The organism is Burkholderia sp. 28_3 (assembly GCF_003253915.1).
In the GTDB taxonomy this organism is placed as follows: Bacteria; Pseudomonadota; Gammaproteobacteria; order Burkholderiales; family Burkholderiaceae; genus Burkholderia; species Burkholderia cenocepacia.
The window spans coordinates 1-25,092 of record NZ_QKZF01000017.1 but is presented as its reverse complement, the minus strand read 5'-3'; the positions used below and the strand labels follow the sequence as shown (position 1 = coordinate 25,092).

The 25,092-nt window shown below is 63.4% G+C and carries 22 protein-coding genes and 2 tRNA genes; 14 read left to right on the top strand and 10 right to left on the bottom strand.

What is annotated here, in order from left to right; translation table 11 throughout:
* Positions 1–13 precede the first annotated feature (13 nt).
* Positions 14–1,333 (top strand): phosphate regulon sensor histidine kinase PhoR, encoded by a 1,320-nt coding sequence (phoR, locus tag DFS13_RS27970; protein WP_006490622.1) that lies wholly within the window; start codon positions 14–16, stop codon positions 1,331–1,333.
* A gap of 87 nt (positions 1,334–1,420) precedes the next feature.
* On the opposite strand, the gene ppk1 is transcribed toward phoR, so the two are convergent.
* Complete coding sequence (gene ppk1, locus DFS13_RS27965) at positions 1,421–3,484, bottom strand: polyphosphate kinase 1 (RefSeq protein ID WP_111442362.1); 2,064 nt, start codon at positions 3,482–3,484, stop codon at positions 1,421–1,423.
* Positions 3,485–3,763: 279 nt separating this feature from the next.
* Here ppk1 and ppx point away from each other — a divergent pair, with 279 nt between their 5' ends.
* Entirely contained in the window at positions 3,764–5,278 is a 1,515-nt protein-coding gene (gene ppx, locus DFS13_RS27960; RefSeq protein ID WP_006490522.1) for an exopolyphosphatase, read from the top strand.
* A 106-nt stretch (positions 5,279–5,384) separates the two neighbouring features.
* On the opposite strand, the gene DFS13_RS27955 is transcribed toward ppx, so the two are convergent.
* Complete coding sequence (locus tag DFS13_RS27955; protein ID WP_034200760.1) at positions 5,385–5,825, bottom strand: hypothetical protein; 441 nt, start codon at positions 5,823–5,825, stop codon at positions 5,385–5,387.
* A 217-nt stretch (positions 5,826–6,042) separates the two neighbouring features.
* Positions 6,043–6,119 (bottom strand) — tRNA-Pro (locus DFS13_RS27950).
* A gap of 161 nt (positions 6,120–6,280) precedes the next feature.
* On the opposite strand from DFS13_RS27950, the gene DFS13_RS27945 reads away from it, so the two are divergent.
* Together DFS13_RS27945 and DFS13_RS27940 are read left to right on the top strand one after the other, a co-directional pair.
* Positions 6,281–6,742, top strand: coding sequence for a histidine phosphatase family protein (locus tag DFS13_RS27945; protein ID WP_166677933.1), 462 nt, complete (start codon positions 6,281–6,283; stop codon positions 6,740–6,742).
* A gap of 171 nt (positions 6,743–6,913) precedes the next feature.
* Complete coding sequence (locus tag DFS13_RS27940) at positions 6,914–7,720, top strand: GNAT family N-acetyltransferase (protein ID WP_006490555.1); 807 nt, start codon at positions 6,914–6,916, stop codon at positions 7,718–7,720.
* Positions 7,721–7,927: 207 nt separating this feature from the next.
* On the opposite strand, the gene DFS13_RS40405 is transcribed toward DFS13_RS27940, so the two are convergent.
* A complete protein-coding gene (locus tag DFS13_RS40405; protein ID WP_006476323.1) occupies positions 7,928–8,098 on the bottom strand; it encodes a hypothetical protein in 171 nt (56 codons plus the stop codon).
* Between the two features lie 136 nt (positions 8,099–8,234).
* On the opposite strand from DFS13_RS40405, the gene DFS13_RS27935 reads away from it, so the two are divergent.
* The gene (locus DFS13_RS27935; protein ID WP_006490588.1) at positions 8,235–8,417 is read left to right on the top strand and encodes a hypothetical protein; all 183 of its coding nucleotides are present in this window, start codon (positions 8,235–8,237) and stop codon (positions 8,415–8,417) included.
* 19 nt (positions 8,418–8,436) lie between these two features.
* Here the strand turns inward: DFS13_RS27935 and DFS13_RS27930 are convergent, their stop codons facing one another.
* From DFS13_RS27930 to DFS13_RS27910, 5 genes are all read right to left on the bottom strand, one after another.
* Positions 8,437–9,816, bottom strand: coding sequence for an MATE family efflux transporter (locus DFS13_RS27930; protein WP_006490551.1), 1,380 nt, complete (start codon positions 9,814–9,816; stop codon positions 8,437–8,439).
* Positions 9,817–9,826: 10 nt separating this feature from the next.
* Positions 9,827–10,150: a DUF2288 domain-containing protein gene (locus tag DFS13_RS27925; protein WP_006493122.1), complete on the bottom strand. Its 324-nt coding sequence runs from the start codon at positions 10,148–10,150 to the stop codon at positions 9,827–9,829.
* Positions 10,151–10,222: 72 nt separating this feature from the next.
* The gene (locus tag DFS13_RS27920) at positions 10,223–11,842 is read right to left on the bottom strand and encodes an acyl-CoA synthetase (protein WP_111442360.1); all 1,620 of its coding nucleotides are present in this window, start codon (positions 11,840–11,842) and stop codon (positions 10,223–10,225) included.
* A gap of 368 nt (positions 11,843–12,210) precedes the next feature.
* Positions 12,211–12,903 (bottom strand): peptidoglycan DD-metalloendopeptidase family protein, encoded by a 693-nt coding sequence (locus DFS13_RS27915; protein ID WP_006490610.1) that lies wholly within the window; start codon positions 12,901–12,903, stop codon positions 12,211–12,213.
* A 132-nt stretch (positions 12,904–13,035) separates the two neighbouring features.
* Positions 13,036–13,947: an aldose 1-epimerase gene (locus DFS13_RS27910; protein ID WP_006490569.1), complete on the bottom strand. Its 912-nt coding sequence runs from the start codon at positions 13,945–13,947 to the stop codon at positions 13,036–13,038.
* A 479-nt stretch (positions 13,948–14,426) separates the two neighbouring features.
* On the opposite strand from DFS13_RS27910, the gene DFS13_RS27905 reads away from it, so the two are divergent.
* From DFS13_RS27905 to DFS13_RS27890, 4 genes are all read left to right on the top strand, one after another.
* Complete coding sequence (locus DFS13_RS27905; RefSeq protein WP_006490581.1) at positions 14,427–15,257, top strand: undecaprenyl-diphosphate phosphatase; 831 nt, start codon at positions 14,427–14,429, stop codon at positions 15,255–15,257.
* Between the two features lie 180 nt (positions 15,258–15,437).
* Positions 15,438–15,514: transfer RNA gene (locus DFS13_RS27900), tRNA-Arg, on the top strand.
* A 602-nt stretch (positions 15,515–16,116) separates the two neighbouring features.
* The gene (locus DFS13_RS27895) at positions 16,117–16,494 is read left to right on the top strand and encodes a DUF3592 domain-containing protein (RefSeq protein ID WP_012492498.1); all 378 of its coding nucleotides are present in this window, start codon (positions 16,117–16,119) and stop codon (positions 16,492–16,494) included.
* Positions 16,495–16,518: 24 nt separating this feature from the next.
* Positions 16,519–17,091 carry a hypothetical protein gene (locus tag DFS13_RS27890; RefSeq protein ID WP_043205777.1) on the top strand — a complete coding sequence of 191 codons (573 nt, stop codon included), beginning with the start codon at positions 16,519–16,521 and terminating at the stop codon, positions 17,089–17,091.
* A gap of 1 nt (position 17,092) precedes the next feature.
* Here the strand turns inward: DFS13_RS27890 and tssF are convergent, their stop codons facing one another.
* On the bottom strand, positions 17,093–18,970 hold the full coding sequence (tssF, locus tag DFS13_RS27885; RefSeq protein WP_111442359.1) for a type VI secretion system baseplate subunit TssF: 1,878 nt from the start codon (positions 18,968–18,970) through the stop codon (positions 17,093–17,095).
* A gap of 139 nt (positions 18,971–19,109) precedes the next feature.
* Here tssF and DFS13_RS27880 point away from each other — a divergent pair, with 139 nt between their 5' ends.
* The 5 genes from DFS13_RS27880 to DFS13_RS27860 are packed head-to-tail and all read left to right on the top strand — an operon-like array spanning position 19,110 to position 25,011.
* Positions 19,110–21,221: a type VI secretion system Vgr family protein gene (locus DFS13_RS27880; RefSeq protein ID WP_111442358.1), complete on the top strand. Its 2,112-nt coding sequence runs from the start codon at positions 19,110–19,112 to the stop codon at positions 21,219–21,221.
* 11 nt (positions 21,222–21,232) lie between these two features.
* Positions 21,233–22,576, top strand: coding sequence for a DUF2169 domain-containing protein (locus DFS13_RS27875; RefSeq protein ID WP_060263189.1), 1,344 nt, complete (start codon positions 21,233–21,235; stop codon positions 22,574–22,576).
* A complete protein-coding gene (locus tag DFS13_RS41185; RefSeq protein ID WP_277627005.1) occupies positions 22,569–24,311 on the top strand; it encodes a DUF4150 domain-containing protein in 1,743 nt (580 codons plus the stop codon). The genes DFS13_RS27875 and DFS13_RS41185 overlap by 8 nt, the downstream gene beginning before the upstream one ends.
* A 3-nt stretch (positions 24,312–24,314) precedes the next feature.
* A complete protein-coding gene (locus tag DFS13_RS27865) occupies positions 24,315–24,731 on the top strand; it encodes an Imm70 family immunity protein (protein ID WP_077056230.1) in 417 nt (138 codons plus the stop codon).
* 55 nt (positions 24,732–24,786) lie between these two features.
* Complete coding sequence (locus DFS13_RS27860; RefSeq protein WP_134163170.1) at positions 24,787–25,011, top strand: hypothetical protein; 225 nt, start codon at positions 24,787–24,789, stop codon at positions 25,009–25,011.
* The last annotated feature ends 81 nt before the right edge of the window (positions 25,012–25,092 follow it).

Below are 25,092 nucleotides of genomic sequence, written 5' to 3'. Positions count from 1 at the left end.
CGGACGCTGAATCATGAACATCATCTGGGCGCGCTTCCTGGTGTCGCTCGTGCTGCTCGTGCTGATCGGCGTATTGGTCGGCGTCTTCGCCGGCCCGACCGCGGGCCTCGTGTTCGTGGTCGTGATGCTGGTCGCGCAGGGCTTTTTCAGCACCTTCCATACGCAGCGTCTGTGGCGCCTGCTCGATGCGCCCGTCTACGGCGAAGTGCCGAGCGCGCCGGGCATCTGGGGCGAGATCTACTATCGGCTGCACAAGCTCGCGAAACAGTGGCATGCGCAGGTGCGGCAGGTCGAACAGCAGCATTCGCGCTTCATCCAGGCGATCCAGGCGTCGCCGAACGGCGTCGCGATGCTCGACGACCACGACCAGATCGAGTGGTGCAACGCGATCGCCGAGGTGCATTTCGGCCTCGATGCGAAGCGCGACCTGCGCCAGCACATCACGAACCTGGTGCGCCATCCCGATTTCGTCCGCTACCTGAACGCGCAGCATTACGACGAGACGCTGTTGATGCGCGGCATGGGCGACTCGCGGCAGAACGTGCTGGCCGTGCAGGTGTTTCCGTACGGCGAGAACCGCAAGCTGCTGCTCACGCAGGACATCACCGAGCTCGAGCGTACCGACGCGATGCGGCGTGACTTCGTCGCGAACGTGTCGCACGAGCTGAAGACGCCGCTCACCGTGTTGTCGGGCTTCCTGGAGACGATGCGCGAGCTGCCGCTGAACGAGGAGGACCGCGCGCGCTATCTCGACATGATGGAGCAGCAGGCGTCGCGGATGCGGCACATCGTGACCGACCTGCTGGTGCTCGCGAAGCTGGAAGGCGAGAGCAAGCCGCCGGTCGATCACGCGATCGACATGCGTGCGGTGTTCGACCATCTGAAGGAGGATGCGCAGACGCTGTCGAGCGGGCATCACGACATCGCGTTCTCGATCGACGAGACGCTCGGTGTCACCGGTGCGCAGACGGAATTGTTCAGCGCGTTCGCGAATCTCGTCACGAACGCGATCCGCTATACGCCGGACGGCGGCAAGATCGTCGTGTCGTGGCGGCGCGAGGGCGCGCAGGGCGTGTTTTCCGTCACGGACAGCGGCTTCGGGATTCCGGCCGCCGACCTGCCGCGGCTCACCGAACGCTTCTACCGCGTCGATCGCAGCCGTTCGCGCGACACGGGCGGCACGGGCCTCGGCCTCGCGATCGTCAAGCACGTGCTGCAGCGGCACGATGCGCATCTGTACGTGCAGAGCGAGGAAGGGCGCGGCAGTACGTTCACCGCGCGGTTCCCGGGCTCGCGCATCATCGCGATCCGGCCGGCCGCCTACGAAGCATGATCGCGTCGCGTTCCGGCGTTAAAAAAGCAGCCCGCGGGCTGCTTTTTTCATGGCGATGCAGTACGTCGCCCGCATCGCACCGACGGCTCACGAACAGAACTTCGCGAGCAGCCCGAGTTGCGCGTTGCGAATCGTCTTGCCCGCGCGGCGCCGGCGATAGTGGCCGTCGCTGTGCATCTGCCATGCCGACTGGTTGTCGCCGAGGCACACCGACAGCCCCTCGGCGATCACGCGCCGCTTGAGTTTGCGATCGCGGATCGGGAACGCGACTTCGACGCGGCGGAACAGGTTGCGGTCCATCCAGTCGGCACTCGACAGGTAGACGTCCTCGGCGCCGCCTGCGTGGAAATAGTAGATCCGGTGGTGTTCGAGGAAGCGGCCGACGATCGAGCGCACCGTGATGTTTTCCGACAGCCCCGGCACGCCGGGCTTCAGCGCGCAGACGCCGCGCACGATCAGGTCGACCTTGACGCCGGCCTGCGACGCTTCGTACAACGCAGCGATCACCGATGGCTCGAGCAGCGCGTTCATTTTCGCGACGATGCGCGCGCGCTTGCCGGCCTGCGCGTTGTCGATCTCCGCGCGAATCGAATCGATGATGCGCGGATGCAGCGTGAACGGCGACTGCCACAGCTCGTGCAGCGTCAGTTCGCCGCCGATGCCGGTCAGTTGCTGGAACACGTGATGAACGTCCTCGCAGATCTTCTGGTCAGCCGTCATCAGCCCGAAGTCGGTGTAGAGGCGCGCGGTGCGCGGATGGTAGTTGCCGGTGCCGAGGTGCACGTAGCGGCGCAGCGATGCCTTGCCGGCCTGCACGACGCGCCGCACGATCAGCATCATCTTCGCGTGGCACTTGTGGCCGACCACGCCGTACACGACATGCGCGCCGACGGCTTCGAGCTGCGACGCCCAGTTGATGTTGGTTTCCTCGTCGAAGCGCGCGAGCAGCTCGACGACGACGGTCACTTCCTTGCCGTTGCGCGCGGCTTCCATCAGCGCGTCCATCAGCGGCGAGTCGGTGCCGGTGCGGTAGATCGTCTGCTTGATCGCGACGACGCTCGGATCCTTCGCGGCCTGCTGCAGCAGCTCGAGCACCGGCTGGAAGCTCTCGTACGGGTGGTGCAGCAGGAGGTCGCCGGCGTCGATCGCATCGAACATCGTCGGCGCGTTGGCGATTGCCGCGGGAGTCGACGCGGTGAACGGCGTGAACTTCAGGTCGGGTCGATCGACGAGATCGGGAATCTGCATCAGGCGCACGAGGTTCACGGACCCGGCCACGCGATAGCAGTCCTTGTCGCCGAGTTCGCTTTCCTCGAGCAGGCGTCGCACGATGTGCAGCGGCGTGTCCGCCGACACTTCGAGGCGTACCGCGTTGCCGAGGTGGCGCGCGGGCAGCTCGCCCTGCAGCGCGACACGCAGGTTGGTGATTTCGTCTTCGTCGACGAACAGCTCGCTGTTGCGCGTGATGCGAAACTGGTTGCAGCTCTTCACGACGAGTTGCGGGAACAGTTCGCCGACGAAGCGCTGCATGAACGAGCTCAGCAGCACGAAGCCGTGCTTGAAACCCGACAGCGCGTGCGGCATGCGCACCACGCGCGGCAGCGCGCGCGGCGCCTGCACGATGCCCATCACGGCCTGGCGGCCGAACGCGTCGCGGCCTTCGAGCTCGACGACGAAGTTCAGGCTCTTGTTCAGCACGCGCGGGAACGGGTGCGCCGGATCGAGGCCGATCGGCGTCAGCACGGGCAGCAGCTCGTCGAGGAAGTAGTGTCGCGCCCATTCGAGCTGCTCGTCGTTCCACGTGTCGCTCGCGTGGAAGTAGATGCCTTCCTGTTCGAGCGCGGGCAGCACGGTTTCGTGCAGCATCGTGTACTGTCGATGGACGAGCCGCTGCGCGCGTTCGACGACGAGATCGTAAGCGTGCTGTAACGACATGCCGTCGGGCGTCAGCGCGCCGGGGTTGTCGCGGATCTGCTCCTGCAGGCCGGCCATCCGGACTTCGAAGAATTCGTCGAGGTTGCTGCTGGTGATGCAGATGAAGCGCAGGCGCTCGAGCAACGGGACTTGCGGATCGGCCGCCTGGGCCAGCACGCGCTCGTTGAAACCGAGGATGCCGAGTTCACGATTGAGAAGCGGGTAACGGACGGACATCGGCAGAGTAGGGGGTAATTCAGGCGATGATTCGAAAGGACGCTCGGAAACTCTCACGGTACGATGACGTGCTGATGACAATAATGGTTTTATATCGGGAAATTCTACGCCGTAACCCTTTCGTCGCATAAATGTTTCGGCTATATGGAATCGAGCAGTGTGCATGCCCGTGAAGCGTGGCAACGGCAAGCGTTCCACGCTTAAAATGTCGCCTTTGATTGATCGCCCTCGGTTGCCGGAACGGCTGCCGCGGAAGAACGCGCACGGAGCCCCCTTCTGATGGTTACAACTCCCCACTTGCTGGCTGCCGTGGATCTCGGCTCGAACAGCTTCCGGCTGATCGTCGGGCGCGTCGAGGAAACGCCGGCAGGCAGCCAGATCTATCCGGTCGACGCGCTGCGCGAGCCGGTCCGGCTGGCCGCGGGCCTGTCGAGCGACAAGATGCTCGACCGCGCGTCGCAGGAGCGTGGCTGGGAGGCGCTCAAGCGGTTCGGCGAGCGCCTGCGCGATTTTCATCCCGATCATGTGCGCGCGGTGGCGACCAACACGCTGCGTGTCGCGAAGAACGCCGCGGAATTTCTCGGCGAGGCCGAGGCGGCGCTCGGGTTCCCGATCGAAGTGATCGCGGGCCGCGAAGAGGCGCGCCTCATCTATGCGGGCGCCGCGCACTCGGTGCCGGCGAGCGCCGGCAAGCGGCTCGTCGTCGACATCGGCGGCGGCTCGACCGAATTCATCATCGGCTCGCACTACACGCCGATCGTGATGGAGAGCCTCTATATCGGCTGCGTGAGCCATAGCCGCACGTTCTTCCCGGCCGGCAACGTCGACGAGTACACGATGCGGCAGGCCGAACTCGCGGCCAAGCGCGAGATCCAGATTATTTCGAGCGAGTACAAGAAGGCCGGCTGGGACCAGGCGATCGGCTCGTCCGGCACCGCGCGCGCGCTCGCGGAACTCGTCGAGGCGAACGGCTTCAACGATCCGGGCATCACGCACGGCATTTCGCGCGGCGGGCTCGAGCGGCTGAAGCGCGCGCTGATCAAGTCGGAGAACGTCAACCGGCTGAAGCTGATCGCGCTGAAGCCCGACCGCGTGCCGGTGCTCGCGGGTGGCCTGGCGATCATGCTGGCGGTGTTCGAGGAACTCGGCGTCGACTACGTCGACACGACCGACGGCGCGCTGCGCCTCGGCGTGCTGTACGACCTGCTCGGCCGGACGCAGCACGAGGACATGCGTGCGGTGACCGTCGAGGGTTTCACGCGCCGCTACGGCGTCGATCGCGCGCAGGCCGAGCGGATCGGGGCGCTCGCGGCGCGTTTCTACGACGAGCTCGAGGAAGACGACGAGGAAGCGCGCGAGGAAGGGCGGATGTTCCTCGGCTGGGCGGCTGCGTTGCACGAGATCGGCCTGTCGATCTCGCACAGCGCGTATCACAAGCATTCGGCCTATATCGCGAGCAATGCGGACATGCCGGGTTTTTCGCGCACCGACCAGGCCCGGCTCGCCGCGCTCGTGCTCGGCCATGCGGGCAAGCTCGGCAAGCTGTCGCAGTCGCGTGAGGTCGAGTGGCCGCTGCTGTTCTGCCTGCGGCTCGCGGCGCTGCTGTGCCGGCGCCGGACCGATGCGGGGCTCCCCGATATTTCCGTCTCGCAGATGAAGAAGGGCGGTTATGAGGTGCGCCTGCCGAACGCGTGGGTCGAGCAGAACCCGTTGACCGACTACAGCCTCAGCCAGGAGGCGGCGGAGTGGGAGAAGGTCGGTATCCCGTATCGCGTGGTGTATACCGGCGCGTGACGGGGCGATAGCGGGCCCGGAAGGTGTTTCGGGATGCCACGAGCCGGGTGGGCGGTATGCTGCGCCATCCGTTCGGCGCGGCCGCACGCTCGTGCTGGCGGCCCGCTCAGTCCGACGAGCAGACGATCGCGGTCAGGAACGGGAATGCCTGCTTGACGGTGGCGTCGCTGCCGGCCTTGCGCACGGCTTCCTCGACCGAGCCCTTCGTGCCGCGTACGACGACGCCGTAGGCCCAGTCGCCGATCGGCGTGCCGTCGCCCGGACGGAAGATCGGGTCGTTCGCCTGGTAGCCGAGCACGACATAGACGCCGAAGCCGTAGGCCGTCAGCGGGTGGTTCGTGCGGAACGCATTGACCGAGTTCGATTCGACGTGCATCGGCTCCGACTGGATGTCGCCGGCGGCGAGCAACGGTGCGACGAACTTGTGGCCGGTCGAATGGCAGTCGAGCGCGTCGTCGAGCGCTTTCGCCGACGCGGTGCCGGCGGCGGTGGTCGCGAGCATGAGCAGCGACGCGCAGAGGGCTGGCTTGAGAACGTTGTTTTTCATGCGCGGTTGCCGGGTTGTTTCACACGTATTATCGCGTGTTCCAGCAAGTTTCGTGCGCGGGCTTGACGGCGGATGCGCGGGCGCATCGACGTGGTGGCGGGCCCGTACCCGGGCCGCCGCGCGCTGCGGGAAATGGGTAGGCGATTCCAGGGCCGGTAAAAAGCGCCCGTAAACGGAAAAGGGGCTACGGTGTTCAACCGTAACCCCTTGATTCCTGTGGTCGGAGCGAAAGGATTCGAACCTTCGACCCTCTGATCCCAAATCAGATGCGCTACCAGGCTGCGCTACGCTCCGACGAGCCAAAGATAATAACGTCGAATGGCCGATTCGGTCAATCACGATATGCGGGTAAATGCCGCGGCGGCGAGCGGTCCGCGATTTGCGACAATTCACGGGACGATCGGCCGGCCCGTACGCATGCGCGCGCGGGCGCTCGCCGAAGCAAGGAGAACATCATGATCAACCTGATCCTGTGGCGTCACGCCGAAGCCGAAGATTACGCAACGAGCGATCTCGCGCGCCAGTTGACCGTGCGCGGCCGCAAGGACGCGCAGGCGATGGCCAAATGGCTGCGCGGGCGGCTCGAGACGAATACCGTGATTCTCGCGAGCCCGGCGGCGCGCACCGTGCAGACCGTGGAGGCGCTGACCGACCAGTACCGGACCGTCGACGCGCTCGCGCCGGGCGGCGGCGTCGACGACGTGCTGACGGCGGCCGGCTGGCCGGAAGGCATCGCGCCGACGGTCGTGATCGTCGGCCACCAGCCGACGCTCGGCAGCGTCGCCGCGCAGCTGGTCGCCGGCGGCGACGACAGCTGGAGCGTCAAGAAGGGCGGAATCGTGTGGCTGGCGAGCCGCACGCGCGACGGCAACCGGCAGGCCGTGCTGCGGGCGGTACTGACGCCCGAACTGGTGTAAAGCCCCGTCTGAATAGGTTTGAAGGGATTGATCATACGGTTTCGCAAGCTTTCTGCTAAAGTCAATTCGGCGACACGTCATTGAAAGGACACGGTCGTGCCACATAACGGTCACGGCCGATTACTACATTGGCGGGCATGTCGTCCTATTCCTTACGACCAGGAAAGCCTAATGCGAGAACTGCCGACGCCTACGCTCCCCTTTGCCTCGCTGCCCCTCGACACGTCGCGGCGCCACCTGCCGCGCGCCAGTGAAACCGTCACATCCGAGTATCGCCTGCGCGCCGCATGGGCGCGCACGGAAGACGAATTGCGCGAAGCCCAGCGCCTGCGCTTCAGCGTGTTCGCCGAAGAGATGGGTGCGCAGGTCAGCGGCCCGTCCGGTCTCGACGTCGATCCGTTCGACGCGTATTGCGACCACCTGCTGGTCCGCGATCTCGACACGCTGAAAGTCGTCGGCACGTACCGCGTGCTGCCGCCGCACCAGGCGGCGCGGGTCGGCCGCCTGTACGCCGAAGGCGAATTCGACCTGTCGCGCCTCACGCACCTGCGCGGCAAGATGGTCGAGGTCGGCCGCTCGTGCGTGCACAGCGACTATCGCAGCGGCGCCGTCATCATGGCGCTGTGGGGCGGGCTGGGCGCGTACATGATGCAGAACGGCTACGAGACGATGCTCGGCTGCGCGAGCGTGTCGATGGCCGACGGCGGCCACTACGCGGCGAACCTGTACCAGTCGCTGTCGGCCGGCTCGCTGACGGCGCCCGAGTATCGCGCGTTCCCGCACACGGCCCTGCCGGTCGACGAACTGCAGACGGGCACCGTCGTCGCGCCGCCGCCGCTGATCAAGGGTTATCTGCGTCTTGGCGCGAAGATTTGCGGCGCACCGGCCTGGGATCCCGACTTCAACTGCGCGGATTTCCTGACGCTGTTCCGCCTGTCGGACATCAACGCGCGCTACGCCCGCCACTTCCTGGGCTGAGCGGTCCGAATCGCATCGCGCCCTCTGAGGGCGCGCTGCGCGCAAGCGAACGCCGTCGCGTGGCAGACGTCACGCGACGGCGTTCGTGTATCCGGTCGATGTGTGTGTATCGGGCCCCGATAATTTCGGCGACATGCGGCGATCACCGTGCCGCCGAGCGGCACGTTCGCACCGGCCCCCGGGACGGGCCGGACGGCAGCGACGCGCTCAGTGCTTGCGCCGCCAGTCGAGCAGGTGGTGTTCCGCCATCCAGTGGTGGATCATCCCTTCGCCTTCATGGCTGCGCTTGTATTCGCGCGACTCGAAGTACGACAGCGCGACGAGCACCATCAGACCGATGAACAGGCCGATCAGGCCCGCAATTTCTTCAGACGACATGGCAGCCTCCTTTCAACGGCACAGCGCCATGCGTACATAGTAGGACATGCGCGGCGCAACCCCGAAACCCGATTTCCGCTAGACTCGGCGCGGTCTCGGCGTGCGTTCGGCGCGCCGTTTTCCGGAGCCCTACCTGATGACCCGTTTCGTGCTGGCCGTGCTGGCCGCATCCCTCCTTGCCGCTTGCAGCAGCGATCCCCGTCAAGCGCGCCGTGGCCACCCGCCGGAAGATCCGGCCGACTATCACGGCGTGCCGACCGACATGACGCCGCCGTCGATGCTCGACGCGCCGTCGCCGAAACCCGTGCAGTCGCAGTAACGGTCGGCCGGGCCCGCTGTCACGCGCGGGCTGCCGATGCGGCCTGCGGGTCGGCGCCGACCCGCCGCAACAGCGCCGGCAGATAGCGCGCGAGCGTCGCGCCGCGCGCCGCCATGAACAGCAGCAGCGCGAACCACAGGCCGTGATTGCCGAACGTGCCGACGGCGGCGAGCGTGGCCGCGACGAAGATCGACAACGACGCGACCATCGCGCGCATCAGCGATTGCGTCTGCGTGGCGCCGATGAACACGCCGTCGAGCAGGAAACCCCAGACCGACACGATCGGCGAGATCGCGGCCCACGGCAGGTAGCGCAGTGCGACGGCGCGGATCTCGGCCTGATCGGTCAGGCGCGCGACGATCCAGCCGCCTGCGGCCCAATAAACGAGCGCGAACAGCAGCGCGCCGAGTGCCGACCAGAACAGCGTGACGCGCACGGCTTGCCGGAATGCGCGGCGATCGCGCGCGCCGGCCGCCGCGCCGACGAGCGCCTCGGCCGCATGCGCGAAGCCGTCGAGGCCGTACGCCATGAAGGTCTGGAAATTCAGCAAGAGCGCATTCGCGGCGAGCGTCGCGTCGCCTTGTTGCGCGCCGAGATGCGCGAACCATCCGAAGGCGCCGAGCAGGCACAGCGTGCGCAGGAAGATGTCGCGATTGAGCGCGATCAGCCGCTTGAGCGCCGCACGGTCGGCAAGCGCGCGTACCGCGAGCGGTGCAAGGCCGCGCGGCCGCAGCCGCCACAGCATCCATGCACCGAGCGCGAAGCCGCACGCGTCCGCGGTGGCGGTCGCGGCGCCGATGCCGGCGATCCCCCAGCCGAAACCATACACATAGAGCAGCACGGCACCGATGTTCACCGCATTGATGAACACCTGCGCGACGAGCGCGAGTCGGACGCGCTGCATGCCGAGCAGGTAGCCGAGCACCACGTAGTTCGCGAGCGCGAACGGGGCGCTCCAGATCCGTGCGTGGCTGTACCCGAGCGCCGTCGCGCGGACGGCCTCGCTGCCGCCGAGCGCGGACAGCGCGAACGACAGCAGCGGCACCTGCAGCGCAAGCACCGCGGCGCCGAGCGCGAACGCGACGATCAGCGCGCGCAGCAGGTTCAGGCGGATCCCGGCCGCGTCGCCGGCGCCATGCGCCTGCGCGACGAGGCCGGTCGTCCCCATCCGCAGGAAGCCGAAGCCCCAGAACACGAAATTGAAGAACAGCCCGCCGAGCGCGACGCCGCCGAGATATTGCGCGCCGTCGAGGTGGCCGGCGACGGCCGTGTCGACGGCGCCGAGGATCGGTTGCGTCAGGTTCGCGAGGACGATCGGGAACGCGAGCGCGAGAACGCGCCGATGCGTGACGGCGGCCGACGCGCTGCCGGCCCCGTGCGGTAAGGCGGATTCGGACATGGTGGACGCGTCAGGCGCGTTCCTGCACGCAGACCCACGGCGAGACGACGACCGCCCACAGCTCCGGATTGCGCGCCGCGTAGTCGGCGGCGGTCTCGGCCGGCATGCGCGCGACGAGGCCGGACGACAGCCAGCGCGTGACCTGTTCGGTGTCGTCGCTGGCGACCGCTTCCGCGACGCTGACGAGATCGAGGTCGCGCGCAACGGACAGCAGCTTGCCCTGCGCGAAGAAGCGCTCGAGATCGCACCAGTCGATCTTGGCGGTTTCGCCGAGGAGTTTGGCGTAGAGCGGGCTGTGCGACGCGCCCGCGGCGGCGTGTTGATCAGAGGACATCGGTTTCTTGGAAAGACTGCGTGGCGCCACTATAAACCATCCGGCCGGGCGGGCCGAGCGGGGACAGTGCGCTCACGCGTCGCGCAGCGCGCGCCGCACGATCTTGCCGGTCGCGGTCATCGGCAGGCTGTCGACGAACGCGATCGCGCGCGGATACTCGTGCGCGGCGAGCCGCGTGCGCACGTGGGCCTGCAGTGTGCTGACGAGCGCTGCGTCGCCGACGTGGCCGGGGTTCAGCACGACGAATGCCTTGACGATCTCGGTACGCGTCGCGTCGGGCACGCCGACGACGGCCGCCATCCGCACCGCCGGATGCGTGAGCAGGCAGTCCTCGATCGGGCCGGGGCCGATCCGGTAACCGGCGCTCGTGATCACGTCGTCGTCGCGGCCGACGAAGCGCACGAAGCCGTCGGCGTCGATCGTGCCCGTATCGCCGGTGAGCAGGTAGTCGCCCGCGAACTTGTCGCGCGTCGCGTCGGGGTTGCGCCAGTATTCGAGAAACATCACCGGGTCGGGGCGGTGCACCGCGATGCGGCCTTCGACGCCGGGCGGCAGCGGCGTGCCGTCCGCATCGACGATCGCGACCGCATGACCGGGCACCGCCTTGCCGATCGCGCCGGGCTGCGCATCGAACAGCGCCGCGCATGACGACAGCACCATGTTGCACTCGGTTTGCCCGTAGAACTCGTTGATCGTCACGCCGAGCGCGTCGCGGCCCCACGCCGTCAGTTCGGTGCCCAGCGATTCGCCGCCGCTCGCGACCGATTTCAGCGACAGCGCGTAACGTTCGCGTGGCGCCGTGACCGCGCGCATCAGCTTCAGCGCGGTGGGCGGCAGGAACGCGTGGGTGACGCCGTGCCGCGCCATCAGCGCGAATGCCGCGTCGCCGTCGAATTTCTCGAAGCGGCGCGCGAGCACCGGCACGCCGTGATGCCATGACGGCAGCAGCACGTCGAGCAGCCCGCCGATCCATGCCCAGTCGGCGGGCGTCCAGAACAGGCGCGCGTCGCGCGGGAAGCACTGCTGCGACATCTCGACGCCGGGCAGGTGGCCGAGCAGCACGCGATGCGCATGCAGCGCGCCCTTCGGCTTGCCGGTCGTGCCGGACGTGTAGATGATCACGGCCGGATCGTCGGCGGCCGTATCCACCGGCACGAAATCCGGCGCTTCGGCGGCGAGCGCCGCGTCGTAGCGCAACACGCCGGGCACGTCGGGCGCATCGTCGCCGATGCAGTAGACGGTATGCAGCGCCGGCAGTTGCGCGCGCAGCGGCGCGATCTTCGCGTAGCCGGCCGCGTCGGTGACGAGCGCGGCCGCCTCGCTGTTCGCGAGCCGGTACTCGAGCGCGTCGACGCCGAACAGCGTGAAGAGCGGCACCGCGATCGCGCCGAACTTGTACGCGGCGAGGTGCGCGATGGCCGTTTCGGGCCCTTGCGCGAGAAAGATGCCGATCCGGTCGCCGCGCCGCAGGCCGGCACGCGCGAAGCTGTTGGCGAGCCGGTTAGAAGCATTCCTCAGGTCGTCGAACGTGAGGCGCGAAACGTCGCCTTGCGCCGTTTCGTGGATCAGCGCGAGGCGTCCGCTGCCGTCGGCCCATTTGTCGCACACGTCCACGCCGATGTTGTAGCGCGCCGGAAGGTCCCACCGGAAGCGGGCGAGGAGGTGATCGTAGCGGTCGGCGGCGGGCAGCATCGCGTGGTCTCCTGATGTCGAGCGGGGCGTCCGGTGAGCGGCTTACATCAGGATTTCACGCAGACGAATCCACAATGGTGTTTGCTGATAGGGAATGTTCGGACTCGTCCAGTAGGCGAGCCTCAGTGCACGATTTCACAATGACGCATAAGATCAAGACAAAACAGTGGTGTGACCATGGATTTGCTTCTGATAGCTGCGGGGTTCAGCCTGATCGGAATCGGTGTGCTGGTGGCGTTTGCTCGTCATGTCGATCCGTTGTCCGGCCGTGTCACCGGACGTCTGCGCAAGCGCTGACGCGACTTTTTTCCGTTTTCGCCGCGACGGCACGCGATGCGTGCCGGCATCGCGTGCCGTCTGTCGTGCGCTCAACGCGCCGGCAGGTAGCGTGACGGATCGATCGAGCGGCCGCCATAGCGCAGCTCGAAATGCAGCGCGACACGATCGCTGTCGCTGTTGCCCATCTCGGCGATCGATTGCCCTTGCGTGACCGATTGGCCTTCCTTCACCAGCAGCGCGCGGTTGTGCGCGTAGGCCGTCAGGTAATCGGCGTTGTGCTTCAGGATGATCAGATTGCCGTAGCCGCGCAGCCCGTTACCGGCATAGACGACGACACCCGGCGCGGCCGCGACGACCGGCGTGCCCGGCGAATTCGCGATGTCGATGCCCTTCGATTTCGAGCCGTCGAACGTGCGTACCACGTTGCCGGCCGCCGGCCAGATCAGCGCAATGCTCGTGGCCGGCTTCACGGCTGATTCGACCGGCGCGGAAGGGGCCGGGCGTGCGCGGCCCGCGCTGCCGGTGCCGGTGGTCGATGCGGTGGTCGTGCCGGGCGGCGGCGCGACGCGCAGCACCTGGCCGACTTCGATCGCATCGGGGTTCGTCATCTGGTTCCAGCGCACGATGCTCTGTACCGACGTGCGGTTGTCGCGCGCGATCTTGTAGAGCGTGTCGCCACGCTCGACGCGATAGAACCCGGGGCCGACGGGCGCGGAGCCGCACGCGACGAGCAGGGCGGCGCAGGCGGCTGCGAAGAGTCGCTTCGTTGTTGTTCCGAACATTGAACCTCGCAAAACCCTGCCGCGCGTGACGCGGCAGGCAACACAAAACGTCCGATTTTAACGGGTTCGACCCGCGCACCGCAGTTTCGGTCGCTACCGGGGCCGCCGTGCCCCGGTTCGGTGCGTGTCGAATCAGCCGGCGAGCGGGGCGACACGGATCCGCAGCGTGGCCGTTTCAGTCGCGCCCGGCGCGAGCATGCGCAGGCCGCGGCCGTTGTGGATCGCATCGGGCAGGCCGAGCCACGGCTCGACGCAATAGAAGTCCGAATCCGGCTTTTCGGTCCACGTCGTGACCGCGTACCACGGGATCGAGCCCGGCACGTCGAGTGCGATCTCGATCGTGCGGTGGCGGCCCGGCATCACGATGCGCACCGGTGCGGACGGCTCGCCGTCGAGGCAGTGGAAGCGGTCGAGGATCTCCGGATCGTCGAGGCGGTAACGGACCTCGCCCGGTTCGAGCGGGCTGATCGAGCCGTCCGCGCGCTGGTGGCAACGGCGGGTCGGTGGCAACTCGAGGCGGGTGTCGGCCCGCTCGCCGTGCGGCAGCGCGAAATAGAAATGGTGGCCGGCGTAGTAGGGCAGCGGCGTGTCCCCGCGATTGGTCGTCGTCAGCGCGACTTCCAGCGTATGGGCGTCCGCCAGCCGGTAGGTCGTTTCGAACCGGAAATCGAACGGATAGCTCGCGCGCAGCGTGTCGTTCGCGTCGAGCGTCATCGACAACGCGGCGCCGTCGGCCGACGGCTGCGCGTCGAACGGCAGATCGCGCGCGAAACCGTGCATCGGCAGGTCGCGAACCACGCCGGCGGCGTCGCGCCAGCGGCCGAGTTCGCCGTCGACGCGGTGGCGGCCGAGGAACGGGAACAGCAGCGGATTGCCGCCGCGCACGCGGGCGAGGTTGCTCCAGTCGGCGGTTTCCGGCCAGAAGATCACCGGTTCGCCATCGACGTGCCAGGACAGCAGGCGGCCACCGAATTGCGGGGCGACCCGGACGAGCGACGGGCCGGCGTGAAGTTCGTGAATGTCGTGTTGCTGGAAGATCGGCATGGCGAATCGGGTTGGGCGGGTGAGGGGAGCAACGTGCGTTCCATTATCGGGCCGCGACCGCTCGGGGAAAACCCTTCTCGGGAAATTGCGAGTTTTTAACACTGTCGACGGTCTGGATAATGCCTCTAAACCGGTGATGTTGCCGGGTCATGACACTTCGTGGAGGGGGCCATGGATCTGGCAATGGCAATGGGTATCGCACTGTTCGGCATGTTTACCGGCAGCACGGTATTATTTTTCTATCAGCTCGGCCGCTGACGGCAATTCCTGCCGAAGTGGACAAGCCCGCCATGCAAATGGCGGGCTTTTTGCTTTCTGCGCGCTTACAAATTGCAAGTGTTTGTGTGCATTGCCGCAATATCCTGCCAAATGCCTTGGCGCAGTAATCCTGGCTCGGCATAATCGGGGCGCGTTTTTCAGGACGCGCATCGCGTCGTCCGCCTTCCTTCCCGCTTAATCTTCACTAAAAGGACCGACGCGTGAGCCTCTGGTTTCTGGTATTCCTGAGCGTCCTGCAGGGCGTCACCGAACTCTTCCCCGTGAGCAGCCTCGGCCATACGCTGCTCGTGCCGGCGCTGTTCGGCATGCACATCGACAAGCACGCGCCGCAGCTGCTGCCCTTCCTCGTCGCGCTCCACCTCGGCACCGCGCTGGCGCTGCTGTGGTACTTCCGCGCGCGCTGGATCGCACTGATCGGCGGTTTCTTCGCGCAGCTCGGCGGCCGCAAGAACGACGACGGGCACCTGATGTGGGCGCTGATCATCGGTACGATCCCGACCGGCATCGTCGGCCTGCTGCTGGAAAAGCGCATCGAGCGCGTGTTTCATGATCTGCGGATCGTCGCGATCGCATTGATCGTCAACGGCGTGTTGCTGTGGCTCGGCGATCGCATCCAGCGCAGCCGCGCCCATCAACCGCCCGAGAAGATGACGTTCAAGCAGGCGTTCTTCGTGGGCCTCGCGCAGATCGGCGCGCTGATTCCGGGCTTCTCGCGCAGCGGGCTGACGATGATCGCCGGCAACGCGGCCGGGCTGACGGCGGAGAAGGCGGCGGAATTCTCGTTCCTGCTCGGCACGCCGATCATCTTTGCCGCGGGCGTGCTCGAATTGCCGAAGCTGTTCCATGCGCGCGACCAGCTCGCCGATGCGCTGCTCGGTGGCGTGCTGACGGCGATCGCCGCGTACCTGAGCGTGCGATTCCTGATGCGCTATTTCGAAGGGCGCGGCCGGCTCGCGTCGTTCGGCGTGTATTGCGTGATCGCCGGCGTGTTCTGCCTCGGCTGGTTCATGCTGCATCCGCAGCCGGTTTGATGCTGCGAGCGCCGGTCTCCGTGATCTGGCGCGATGATCGGGTATAATTTCGGGCTCGGCTTCGTGCCGGGCCCGTTTTGTTTCGGGGTTTCGAGTTGTTTGGGGCGGCGTCGCTGCTGCTTCGTGACTCAAACCCGATGCCGAATGCGGCCCGTGTCAGACCGTGTCTTTTCTCTTTGACCGCCCTTAGCTCAGTTGGATAGAGCAACGGCCTTCTAAGCCGTAGGTCACACGTTCGAATCGTGTAGGGCGGGCCAGGATTCTTCGCTTATTCAGTCACTTAGTCACGCGAGCGACTGCTGTCAAGTTGGCTCCCTTCGCCGTTCGGTGTGAATGGAGTGTGAATGAATTCCACCCGATGACCGCCCGATACTTTGCCGGAGGCCGCGTCATCATCTGTTGAGCGCTTGGGTTAGCAGTGTTCCTCCAACGCCCTGTACTGCGCCCATGACGGCCGCTATCAATTTAGCGAGGATGTCATTGCGCTTTCGCTGCCAGAACGATTTCCGGGCGTCACGTCGGATGCCATAAAACACAGTGTCCCGTCTTGGGTCTGGCCTAAATACGGCTATGCACATCGCAAGGCCGATACCGGCTAGGCAGGCGAAGGGCGCCACTTGCCACGATTTGTAGTGGAGCGCTGCTTGCCCAATTCCAAACCAACTTACGGCTCCCGAAATGAACACAACCCATCCTCGATCTCGGAGACCATTCGCAAGCGCGCCACTTGCCGACCAAGGCCTGATAGCGCACCAGGCGGACAGTCTGGCGTCCAGGTGAGGATGTTTTAGAATTTGGCAGGCTGATACGATCAGCATGGAGCACCCGAATAATTGTAATGAATGTAAACGAGGGCGTCATGTTTAAGGGCATCAGTGCCATTGTGATTGGGGTGGGCCTTCTTGTCGCTGCTGCAATCAGCGCACAGTCGACTAGAGAATTTCTTCGAACATCGATTGTGGTACCGGGCCTCGTCGTTAAGCTCAATGCTGGCGGATACCATCCCGAGATTCAATTCACCACCAAGACAGGACAGCAGATTTCGTATCCGCAAGGCGGGATTGTCACGAAAGTGGAGCTCGGTCAGCGAGTCGAGGTGCGGTACCAGGCCGACGATCCTGATGGCAGCGCAACGATGAATGTCTTCGCTGCGATCTGGGATTCGACGATTGTTTTTGCCTTCATGGGTGCAGTTGCAATCGTGTGCGGGATTATGAATCTGCCGTCACGAACATAACGAGAAGCAGAAGAGAGATGGCGTATGTCGTATCTTCGAAAGAGCAAGTGGAAATATGACACTGGCGCGGGCGGTGGGGTGAGCGTTGACATCGTAGTTGCGACGGGGGGGAATATCATTCTCACTGATCCACAGAAACATTCGCAAAGCTTCTACTACGGTGGTGTGGGTATTGGTTACGGCTGGGGCGCTAGGATTCCGAAAATCAAATTGCCGAGGTTCACAATCCCAGAATTGAAATTGCCGAACTTCGGTAGCCATGATGCAAGTGCTGCTGGCTCGACGTATGATTTCCCGAGTCATGGGACCGTTTACATGACCAGTGCATTCAAGGGCAGTGAACTTACGCGGTCGGATTTGCAAGGCGGAACCGTTTATCTCGACGGTTACGGTGGGGTGGTTGTCGCACAGGGAGCGACTGTGATGCTGTTGGGCATCAATCCGGCAATGCTTGCGTTGGGCTTGACAAGCCCGGCCATGTCGATGATTTTGGCGGACGCCGTTGCGAATGCTCCGGCGCTGCTATATATGCACGGTCGAACGGCCGGCTTTCAAGCTGGTGTGGGTGGGGGGATTCTGGCTGGCTATCTCCACTGACCTATACCAGCGGTTGTGTCCCAGGGCGTGGAGCGCATCGCAACAGCTCCTTGCCGCTCTCGGCCGACAACACGACGAGTTGAACGTAGCTGTTTGACTGAGCGTACGGGCCGAAGAATCGGTCCATGACAGCCGAGAACCGATGCAGGCTGACATCTCGTGTCGCCGCCTCGGAGAACGAAAGCAGGATCTCCACACCGCGAACAAATGACGGGAAGTGATTGTCGAGAGACATCCACCTGATCGCTGGTTTGCAGTCGAGAGATGCGATCGCGTCGATGCAGCGTTGGGCAACCACGCTGGAACGCGGAGCATGGAAACGGAGAAACTCCTTCAGCGCGGGTAGTCCGGTCCGCGTCAGGTCGAGCGGATGCGGCGCCAGTGCCGACAGGACGCGCCAAAGTGCACCGCCCCGCGGCAAGGCAGCCGGCAAGGTGGGGCGGGAGAGCAGCATGATCGGGCACGCCAATGCCGAACCCTCGTACAGAAGATCGCTATCGGGGGCCCCGATCGGCAACCGGGACGGCATTGCTCCGTTGGTTGCCAGGACATCGACATCGACCTGAGGGTGTCGCGGATGAGCGGTTTGGCCCTTTAAGTCGACCAACGCCAGTTGCGATTCCGCCAGCGCGCCGTCCGGCATGGCCTCCGGATCTCGGTAGGCCAGCCAATAGATGGCGGACGAATCCATGGGCCGCGCGTGACTGAATGCACGATACGGCCACACCTGCGTGCGCGGTGCCGCATGTGAAGCGATGGCGGCCTTGTCTTCGCCCGACTTCGTACGCTCGCCCAGATACACGGCCTCAACCGAGTAGACGCTCAGCGGAATGCCGGTTGCCAACGGGGTCGGCGTGATCGGATAGGTGGCATCGTGACTGGTTAGCTGGATAGGCGTTGCCGCGCGTTCGAACAGGTTGACGACCGGTGTGCAAAACAATCGGAACGTGCTGGTGTTCAGCGTTGCCAGGATCTGAGCGGTGCCGGAATCATGGGCGGTGCCTTGCACGGCGACGTGAAGCGTCAGTCGTCGAGCTGCTTCGGCGCGCGCGGCGCGACGCATTCGACCCAGGTCGATGTCGACGAAATCAAACTTCTCGGGGAAGGCAAAATACTCGATCAGATGCCTGAACGATTGTGCGCTTGTATCGTCTTGGTTCGGCAACAATCGCTCGTCATCGGCAAAGCCGGCCGCCTCAATGGGGGCTTTCGACAAGCGGGTCCAGCGTCCGCTTTCGTCCACCTCCACGTAGGCGGCCGATGCACGAAGCAACAGCGTATCGGAAAGCGCGGCGACGAGCGGCCGCTCTCCGGACAGATGTACCCGCACTGGGGCGGACGGGATGGCGTCATCGAATGCTTGCGACGCGGATTCGCTTGTAAAGGTAATCGAAATGATCCCCGTCACTTCTGTCGGGATGCGCGCCGCTGCTGGCGCGAGCGTCGCTGATGAATAGCGTGCCGAGTAGATACGCAACGGCGATAACGTGACGTCGTAGAGTGTACGGAAGCGGCACGGTGCGGCATTGGCGTCCAGCATCGTGCCGCGCGCTATCGTCAGCGGTTCGGTAAGCTGACCGAACAGAACCGATGGGTCGAACGAGACAACCGCGCATGACGGGACCGTGCGCAGATACTGCGGATAGGCAATTTCGAGAAGTGCCTCGGTGAATTGCGGGTAATCGTCATCAAGCTTCGCATCGACACGAGCCGCTAGCAGCGCGAACGTCTGTACCATTCGGTCGACGTGCAGGTCTTCGACGTGGCCACCAGACATGCCGAGGCGTGCTGCAATCTTCGGAAAGCGTCGAGCAAAGTCCGCCAGACTGCGTGCAAGCAGTCCGACTTCACGTTCGTAATGTGACAGCAGATGGTCCATTCGCTGCAATATTCAATAATCCGCGATAATCGGTCCCCGTTTTCCGGAGCCGACATCTAGTCAAAATGGCGCGCAGGCATATTAAAATGGCCGCGCCGACAAAAAATTGCCCCTCCGCTGAGAGATTCCGAGGCTATATATGCAAATGTCCGAAATTGCGAGCTTCTTCCAGCTCCAGAGCAATCGCCTGTTTACGATTGAAACGCCATTGAAAGGTCGATCGGATCTCGTGCTTGTCGATTTCCATTGTACCGAGGGGTTATCTCAGAATTTCGAGATGCATGTCCGGCTCGCGTCGCAAGACAAGAATATCGAGCTGAAGAAGTTGATCGGCCAACCTGTGACAATCACGTTGCAGTTGACCGATGCGCTCGCCAGCTCGGAAGAGCGTTACTTCCACGGATACGTCGCGGCGTTTTCGCATCTGGATACCGATGGCGGTTTTGCGATGTACAGCGCAACGATCCTGCCGTGGCTCTGGATGCTTTCTCGCCGACAGGACATTCGGATCTTTCAGGAAGAGAATACGGAGGCGATTCTTTCCCGCGTGTTTCGCGAGTACGGCAAGCTGGCATCGTTTGAGTTCCGTCTGTCGAAAGGAACGCAGAATCGCAGCTATTGCACGCAGTACCGTGAGACGGATCTTGCTTTCGTCGAACGGCTGATGCGAGAGGATGGCTTGTTCTATTACTTCGAGCATGCGAAGGATGGGCACAAGCTGATCATTGCCGATAACTCGGTGACCGCGAAGCCGATCGACGGGCGCAGTCCATCGCTGCAATACAACCAGGGCGAGGCGATGGACAATCTTGCCGTCATCACGTCATTTCAAGCGCAGCGTCAGCTTGCACCGGACACGGTTGGACTGAAAACGTTCGACTACAAGATTCCCCATGCCCGACGATTCGTGTCGGGCGGCACGGAAGTCAATCAAGGCGACGTACCGTCCTACGAGATCTACGACTACCTCGGCGAGCATGGTTTCGCTGACAGTGATCGGGGCGAAGAGCTCGCGCGCTTCCGGACGGAAGCGCTGGCTGCACACAGCAAAACGTTCGTTGGGGTGACGACGGGCCGGCGGATGATGCCGTGCCGATACTTCGAGCTGGACGACCACTACGATCACGCCAGTACCAAACAGGAAGACCGGCAATTCCTGTTGCTGACTGTGTCACACACCGGCACGAACAACTATGAGCCCGGTGAGGGGAGTTCGGCGTATTCGTGCAGCTTCACCTGCATTCGCAAGAAAATTCCGTACCGTCCGGCATTCGAGGGCGAGCGTCCGACGATCGTCGGGCCGCAGACGGCGATCGTCGTAGGTCCGAAAGGCGAGGAGATTTATACGGATAGTCTCGGCCGGGTGAAGGTGCAGTTCCACTGGGATCGTCTCGGCAAACGTGACCAAGGGAGTTCCTGCTGGGTGCGCGTGAGCCAGCCGTGGGCGGGTAGCGGTTTCGGGATGATTCAGATCCCGCGAATCGGGGATGAGGTGGTCGTGAGTTTCCTTGATGGAAATCCGGACCGTCCCCTCGTGACGTCGCGCGTTTACAACTCGCAGAACATGCCGCCGTGGGCGTTGCCAGCCAACGCGACACAGAGCGGGATTCTGACGCGCTCGACCAAGACCGGTAACGTCAATACGGCCAATGCGATCCGCTTCGAGGACAAGAAGGGCGAGGAAGAGGTGTGGCTACACGCCGAGAAGGATCAGCGCATCGAGGTCGAGCACGATGAGTCGCATTGGGTAGGTAACGACCGCACCAAGAATATCGATCACGATGAGACGGTGCACGTCGGTCACGATCGTACGGAAACGGTCGACAACAACGAGACGATTCACGTTGGGGTGGATCGCACCGAGACCGTTGGTAACAACGAGACGCTGACGGTCGGTGGCAACCGGAACGAGACCATCCAAGGGATGGAGAATCTCCTGATTGCGCTGACGTCGACGGAGACGGTGGGGCTGGCGAAAGCCCTGACCGTGGGCGGCGGCTATCAGGTGACAGTGGCCGGCGCAGTCAACACATCGGCGGGGCTGGCTAGCGCTGAAGAAGTCGGCCTGTCGAAGACCACGATGGTCGGCAAGACGTACACGATCACGGCTGGCGACCGTATCGAGCTCAAGACCGGTAGCTCGGTGCTCATTATGGAGAGCAACGGACACATCACGCTGCGCGGCACGCAACTGCTAATCGAGGGCTCAGGGCCGGTGCAGATCAACGGCAAGGATGTTGACGTCAATTGACGGGAGCGGCGATGGAGTTCTCCAATCACACGCCTTTCCCGGCATTGGCGTTCGAGTCGTTTGCGCCGGACGGCGCATCGTTCCATACCGTTGTCTTGCGCCAGACTTTCGAGCTGCGAGACGGCGTGTTGATGCTTGCGCAGGAGCAGAGACCGCTCGCGACATCAGATCGTTTCCACGGCGAGCCGAATCAGTCCAGCGTGGCAGAGGAAAGCGATCTCGCGCCATATAAACCGCTTTGCGATGTACTCATAAACGGGACGGCCTATGCGCCGCAGGGGCGATCGTTGCCGCGATTCGCAGCGGGCATTCGAATTGTGTCGGCACCCATGCGATCCAACAACGACACGGGTGTGCCGACGACGAAAGTCCTGCTAGATCGTAGGTTGTTCGTGACCGGCCCAAGGTACTTTGCTCGACGATCGACGTTTGGTCGAAGCATGAACCGACTCGTGAAGATCGCCTCGCTCGGCATCGTGCGTCCCATCGACTGGTGGTTGACGCCGCCTGAGCCAATCGCAGCGCTGCCTATGCGTTACGAATATGCATGGGGCGGGCAGTGTCGGATCGACGCGCAGGATCCGGCCGCGAAACGTGTGCCGAAGGCATCTCGGCTCGATGACAAGCAGCAGGCTGCGCATCCCGATCAAGATAACGTCCCGGTGGCGCATACGGCCTGCGAAAACAATCCCATCGGTCTGGGATTTGCTGAACGTTGGTTCCTTGATGCGACGAAGCTGCAGCGGGTCGCTGCTCCGCAGATCGAAGCCAGCAGCGAACCCATCTCGATACAAGCGTGGCTCGCAGCTGTGAATGGGCAGGCGCCTCCGTCGCTGCATCCGGCTGGCGTCGGTATCGTCGGGAAGGCGTGGAAATCGAGGCGTGAGCTTGCTGGCACGTACGATGACCAGTGGCTCGCTGAGCGCCATCCGGGCTTGCCGGACGATTTTCAGTTCAGGTACTGGAATGGCGCGCACCCACAGATGCAGGTGCCGCACCTGAAGGGTGACGAGACGATCGTGCTGACGAATCTTGTTCCAGTTGGCACGCCCGGATCGACCGTCGGCGAGCGGGGCAATACGATCCTGCGCATCGCCTTGCCAGGCCATCTACCGATGGGATGGGTCTACACCGACCAGTCGCTCAAGTTCGCGCCGCTGCTGCTCGATACGTTGTCAGTTGATGTGTCGGACGCAGCGAACCCCGTGGTGACGTTGGCGTGGCGCGCAACGCTGATGAAATCCGTGCGTGCGCAGCGCTTCGAGGCAAGGTTTGTCGACCGGGCGGGGCTGGAGCGGCTTGCCGCGACATCGTCGGGTAACGCGGTCGATCCGGCGGAGGTGCGGCATGGCTGAACCACTAACGGTCACCATCACCGGAGATGCGGGTGACGTTTTTCGGGAGCATTTCAACATCCAGAGTGTGGAGCAGGCTCGTGACGCAGTAAAAAATCTCGACTCTTTGTGGAATACGCCGAATCCGTGGAGCGATCGCCCGGACCTGCGCGATATATTCGATGAAGCGGGGAAGTCAGTCCAGAGGCGCTTTGAAACGGGCGTCTATAAGCCGCAGGATCAGGCGCAGCCGTCCGATCACTTCTCCAAGGGCAATCGGATTGCGTCGAGGCAGGACGGCAGCTTCAAGGCCGTGAGTAGCACGCCCGATGTGTGCAAGACTCCGATGGGCAGCTCGACACCACCGGTACCCTATCAGGTCGTGTCGGATCTGAGCGGGTCGTCGGGCGTCGTGCCGAGCGTGCGATTCAACGGCAAGCCGGCGTACGTGCTCGATCAGAGCGTGGTCCCGACATGTACGGGCGACGAAGCGGGCTCAGCCGATGGGGTACGTTCCGGCACGGTGGGAGGCGAGACCAAGCCGACGAAGGGAAGCACGACGGTTCGCGCGGGTGGCCATCCCGTTATTCGTGACGGTGACCCGTGCACGATGAACTCCGGCAACTGTACGGGCACTTACGTAACTGCGCCCGCGCCGGGTAGCTCGGTGGATGTGAGCGGGAACGTCGTGGGGGATGCTAATCCGCCACCCGAGAAGGGCGTCATGCATCAAGTTGGCGGGTTCTTCAAGGGGGCCGGCGGCGCGGTGTGGGACATGGCGAAGGGCTTGGGCGGGCTGGCGGTCGGAGCGGCCAAGCTATCGCCAGTGTCGCAGGCTGCTGAGGGTCTGTCTGATCTGACAGGGTTATACGACTACCACGGGTACTCGCAGACGTTGGACTCAGCCGGAAAGACGGCGCAGGCGATCTACGATCATCCTGGCGCGATCGTCGATGGCATCACCAAGCCGTATATGGAGGCGTGGAGCCAGGGCAACTATGGTGAGGCGCTGGGGCGCGGCGCGGTCGACATCGGCGGATTGTTTGTTGGTGGTGTTGGTGCTGCCGGCAAGGTCGGCGAAGCGGGGAATGTGGCAGGCAAGGTTGGCGAGGCGGTGAATGTTGCCGGAAAGGCAGGCGAGCTTGCTGACGTTGCAAATGTCGCGGGAAAAACGGGAGAGGTTGCGAACGCGGCTGGGAAGACTGGCGAGGTTGCCGAGGCGGCTGGCCAAGCAGGCAAGGCCTCTGACATTGGAGGTGCGGCGGCGAAGGGAGGCGAGACAACCGAGGCGACCGCTGATGCAGCGAAAGCCGCAGGGGAGGCCAACGCAAAACCTGCGGGAGATGGACTGAAAGTCCAAGCCAAGCCTAAGAGGCCGTCTTGGAGGCAGAGTGAGAAGGATGTAGGGAAAAAGCTCGGGCAAGGATACAAAGAACAAAGGTCCTTCAAGGACGGGAAAGAGGTTCCCTATGGCACCAAAGGAAGCACACGTCCTGACTGGTATAAAGATGGTTCGAGCGTTGAAGTGAAGAACTACAATATTGAGACGCCGGCAGGCCAGGAACGATTGATCGATAACGTATCGAATCAGGCGATCTATCGTGCGCAACAATTGCCTCCGGATACCGTCCAATCGCTTTTTGTAGACATTCGTGGTCAAGTAGTCAGTCGTGGTGAGCTGCAAAACGTTATTCAGTCAATTTCCACGCGCAGTAACGGTATAATTCAGCCAAGTAACATTACCATATTGAGGTAGCACATGTCAGTTGGCGTACGAGTCGGATCGATAGTTGACGAGGTCGGAGCATCGAGCTTTTTTAACTCGTTCTTTTCCACAATCTGGGGGCTCTTGGAGTCCAACGGTCCGGGAACCAAGTTTCCCGTTATATCGAAAGAGTTTTATGAGGGGCGTGTGCCAGCGGAGCACGTTGGGCAGGCGCTAGAGGAGTTGAAGAAAATTCGTGAAGAGTTGAATAATTTTCCGCCCTCTTCGGTAATATGGGATTATGAAGATCGAACCAAGCAACCTCCTTGGGGGGCGGATATTAGTTCAGATATTACTTCGATGGGCAATTACTTTGTATCTAGTACGGGGCGCGATTTGTTTGATCTGTTGATTGAAGCTTTTGATGATGCGCTGAAGAATAAAGCGGATGTTGTGATTGAAGAGATTTAGTCTATCTCGTTTACGCATCGTGCTTCAACCGTGAGCGCTCATCTCGAATCATGACATGACAAAAGGCCCAATTTCTGCTGGCCGAAAAGCTGTGGGGCGGCACGCCTTGTCGGTGTTCGACGGCATGCCCAAGGTGCAGGAATATCTGCACGATGACTTGCCCATGGCGGTCGACGTACTCTCAGTCGCGGACTCGCCTGACCCCGATCTCGTGTCTTACAGCACGATAGGTCTCTTTGAGACTGCTCTTGGCGGCGAGACGGAGTTAGGGAAACGCTGATCAATGGACCAACTTCCGAAGTTGCAGGCGAGATGGCTTCAAATTTTCTGGATGACGAAGCGAATCGGCGCTCAATTCAGT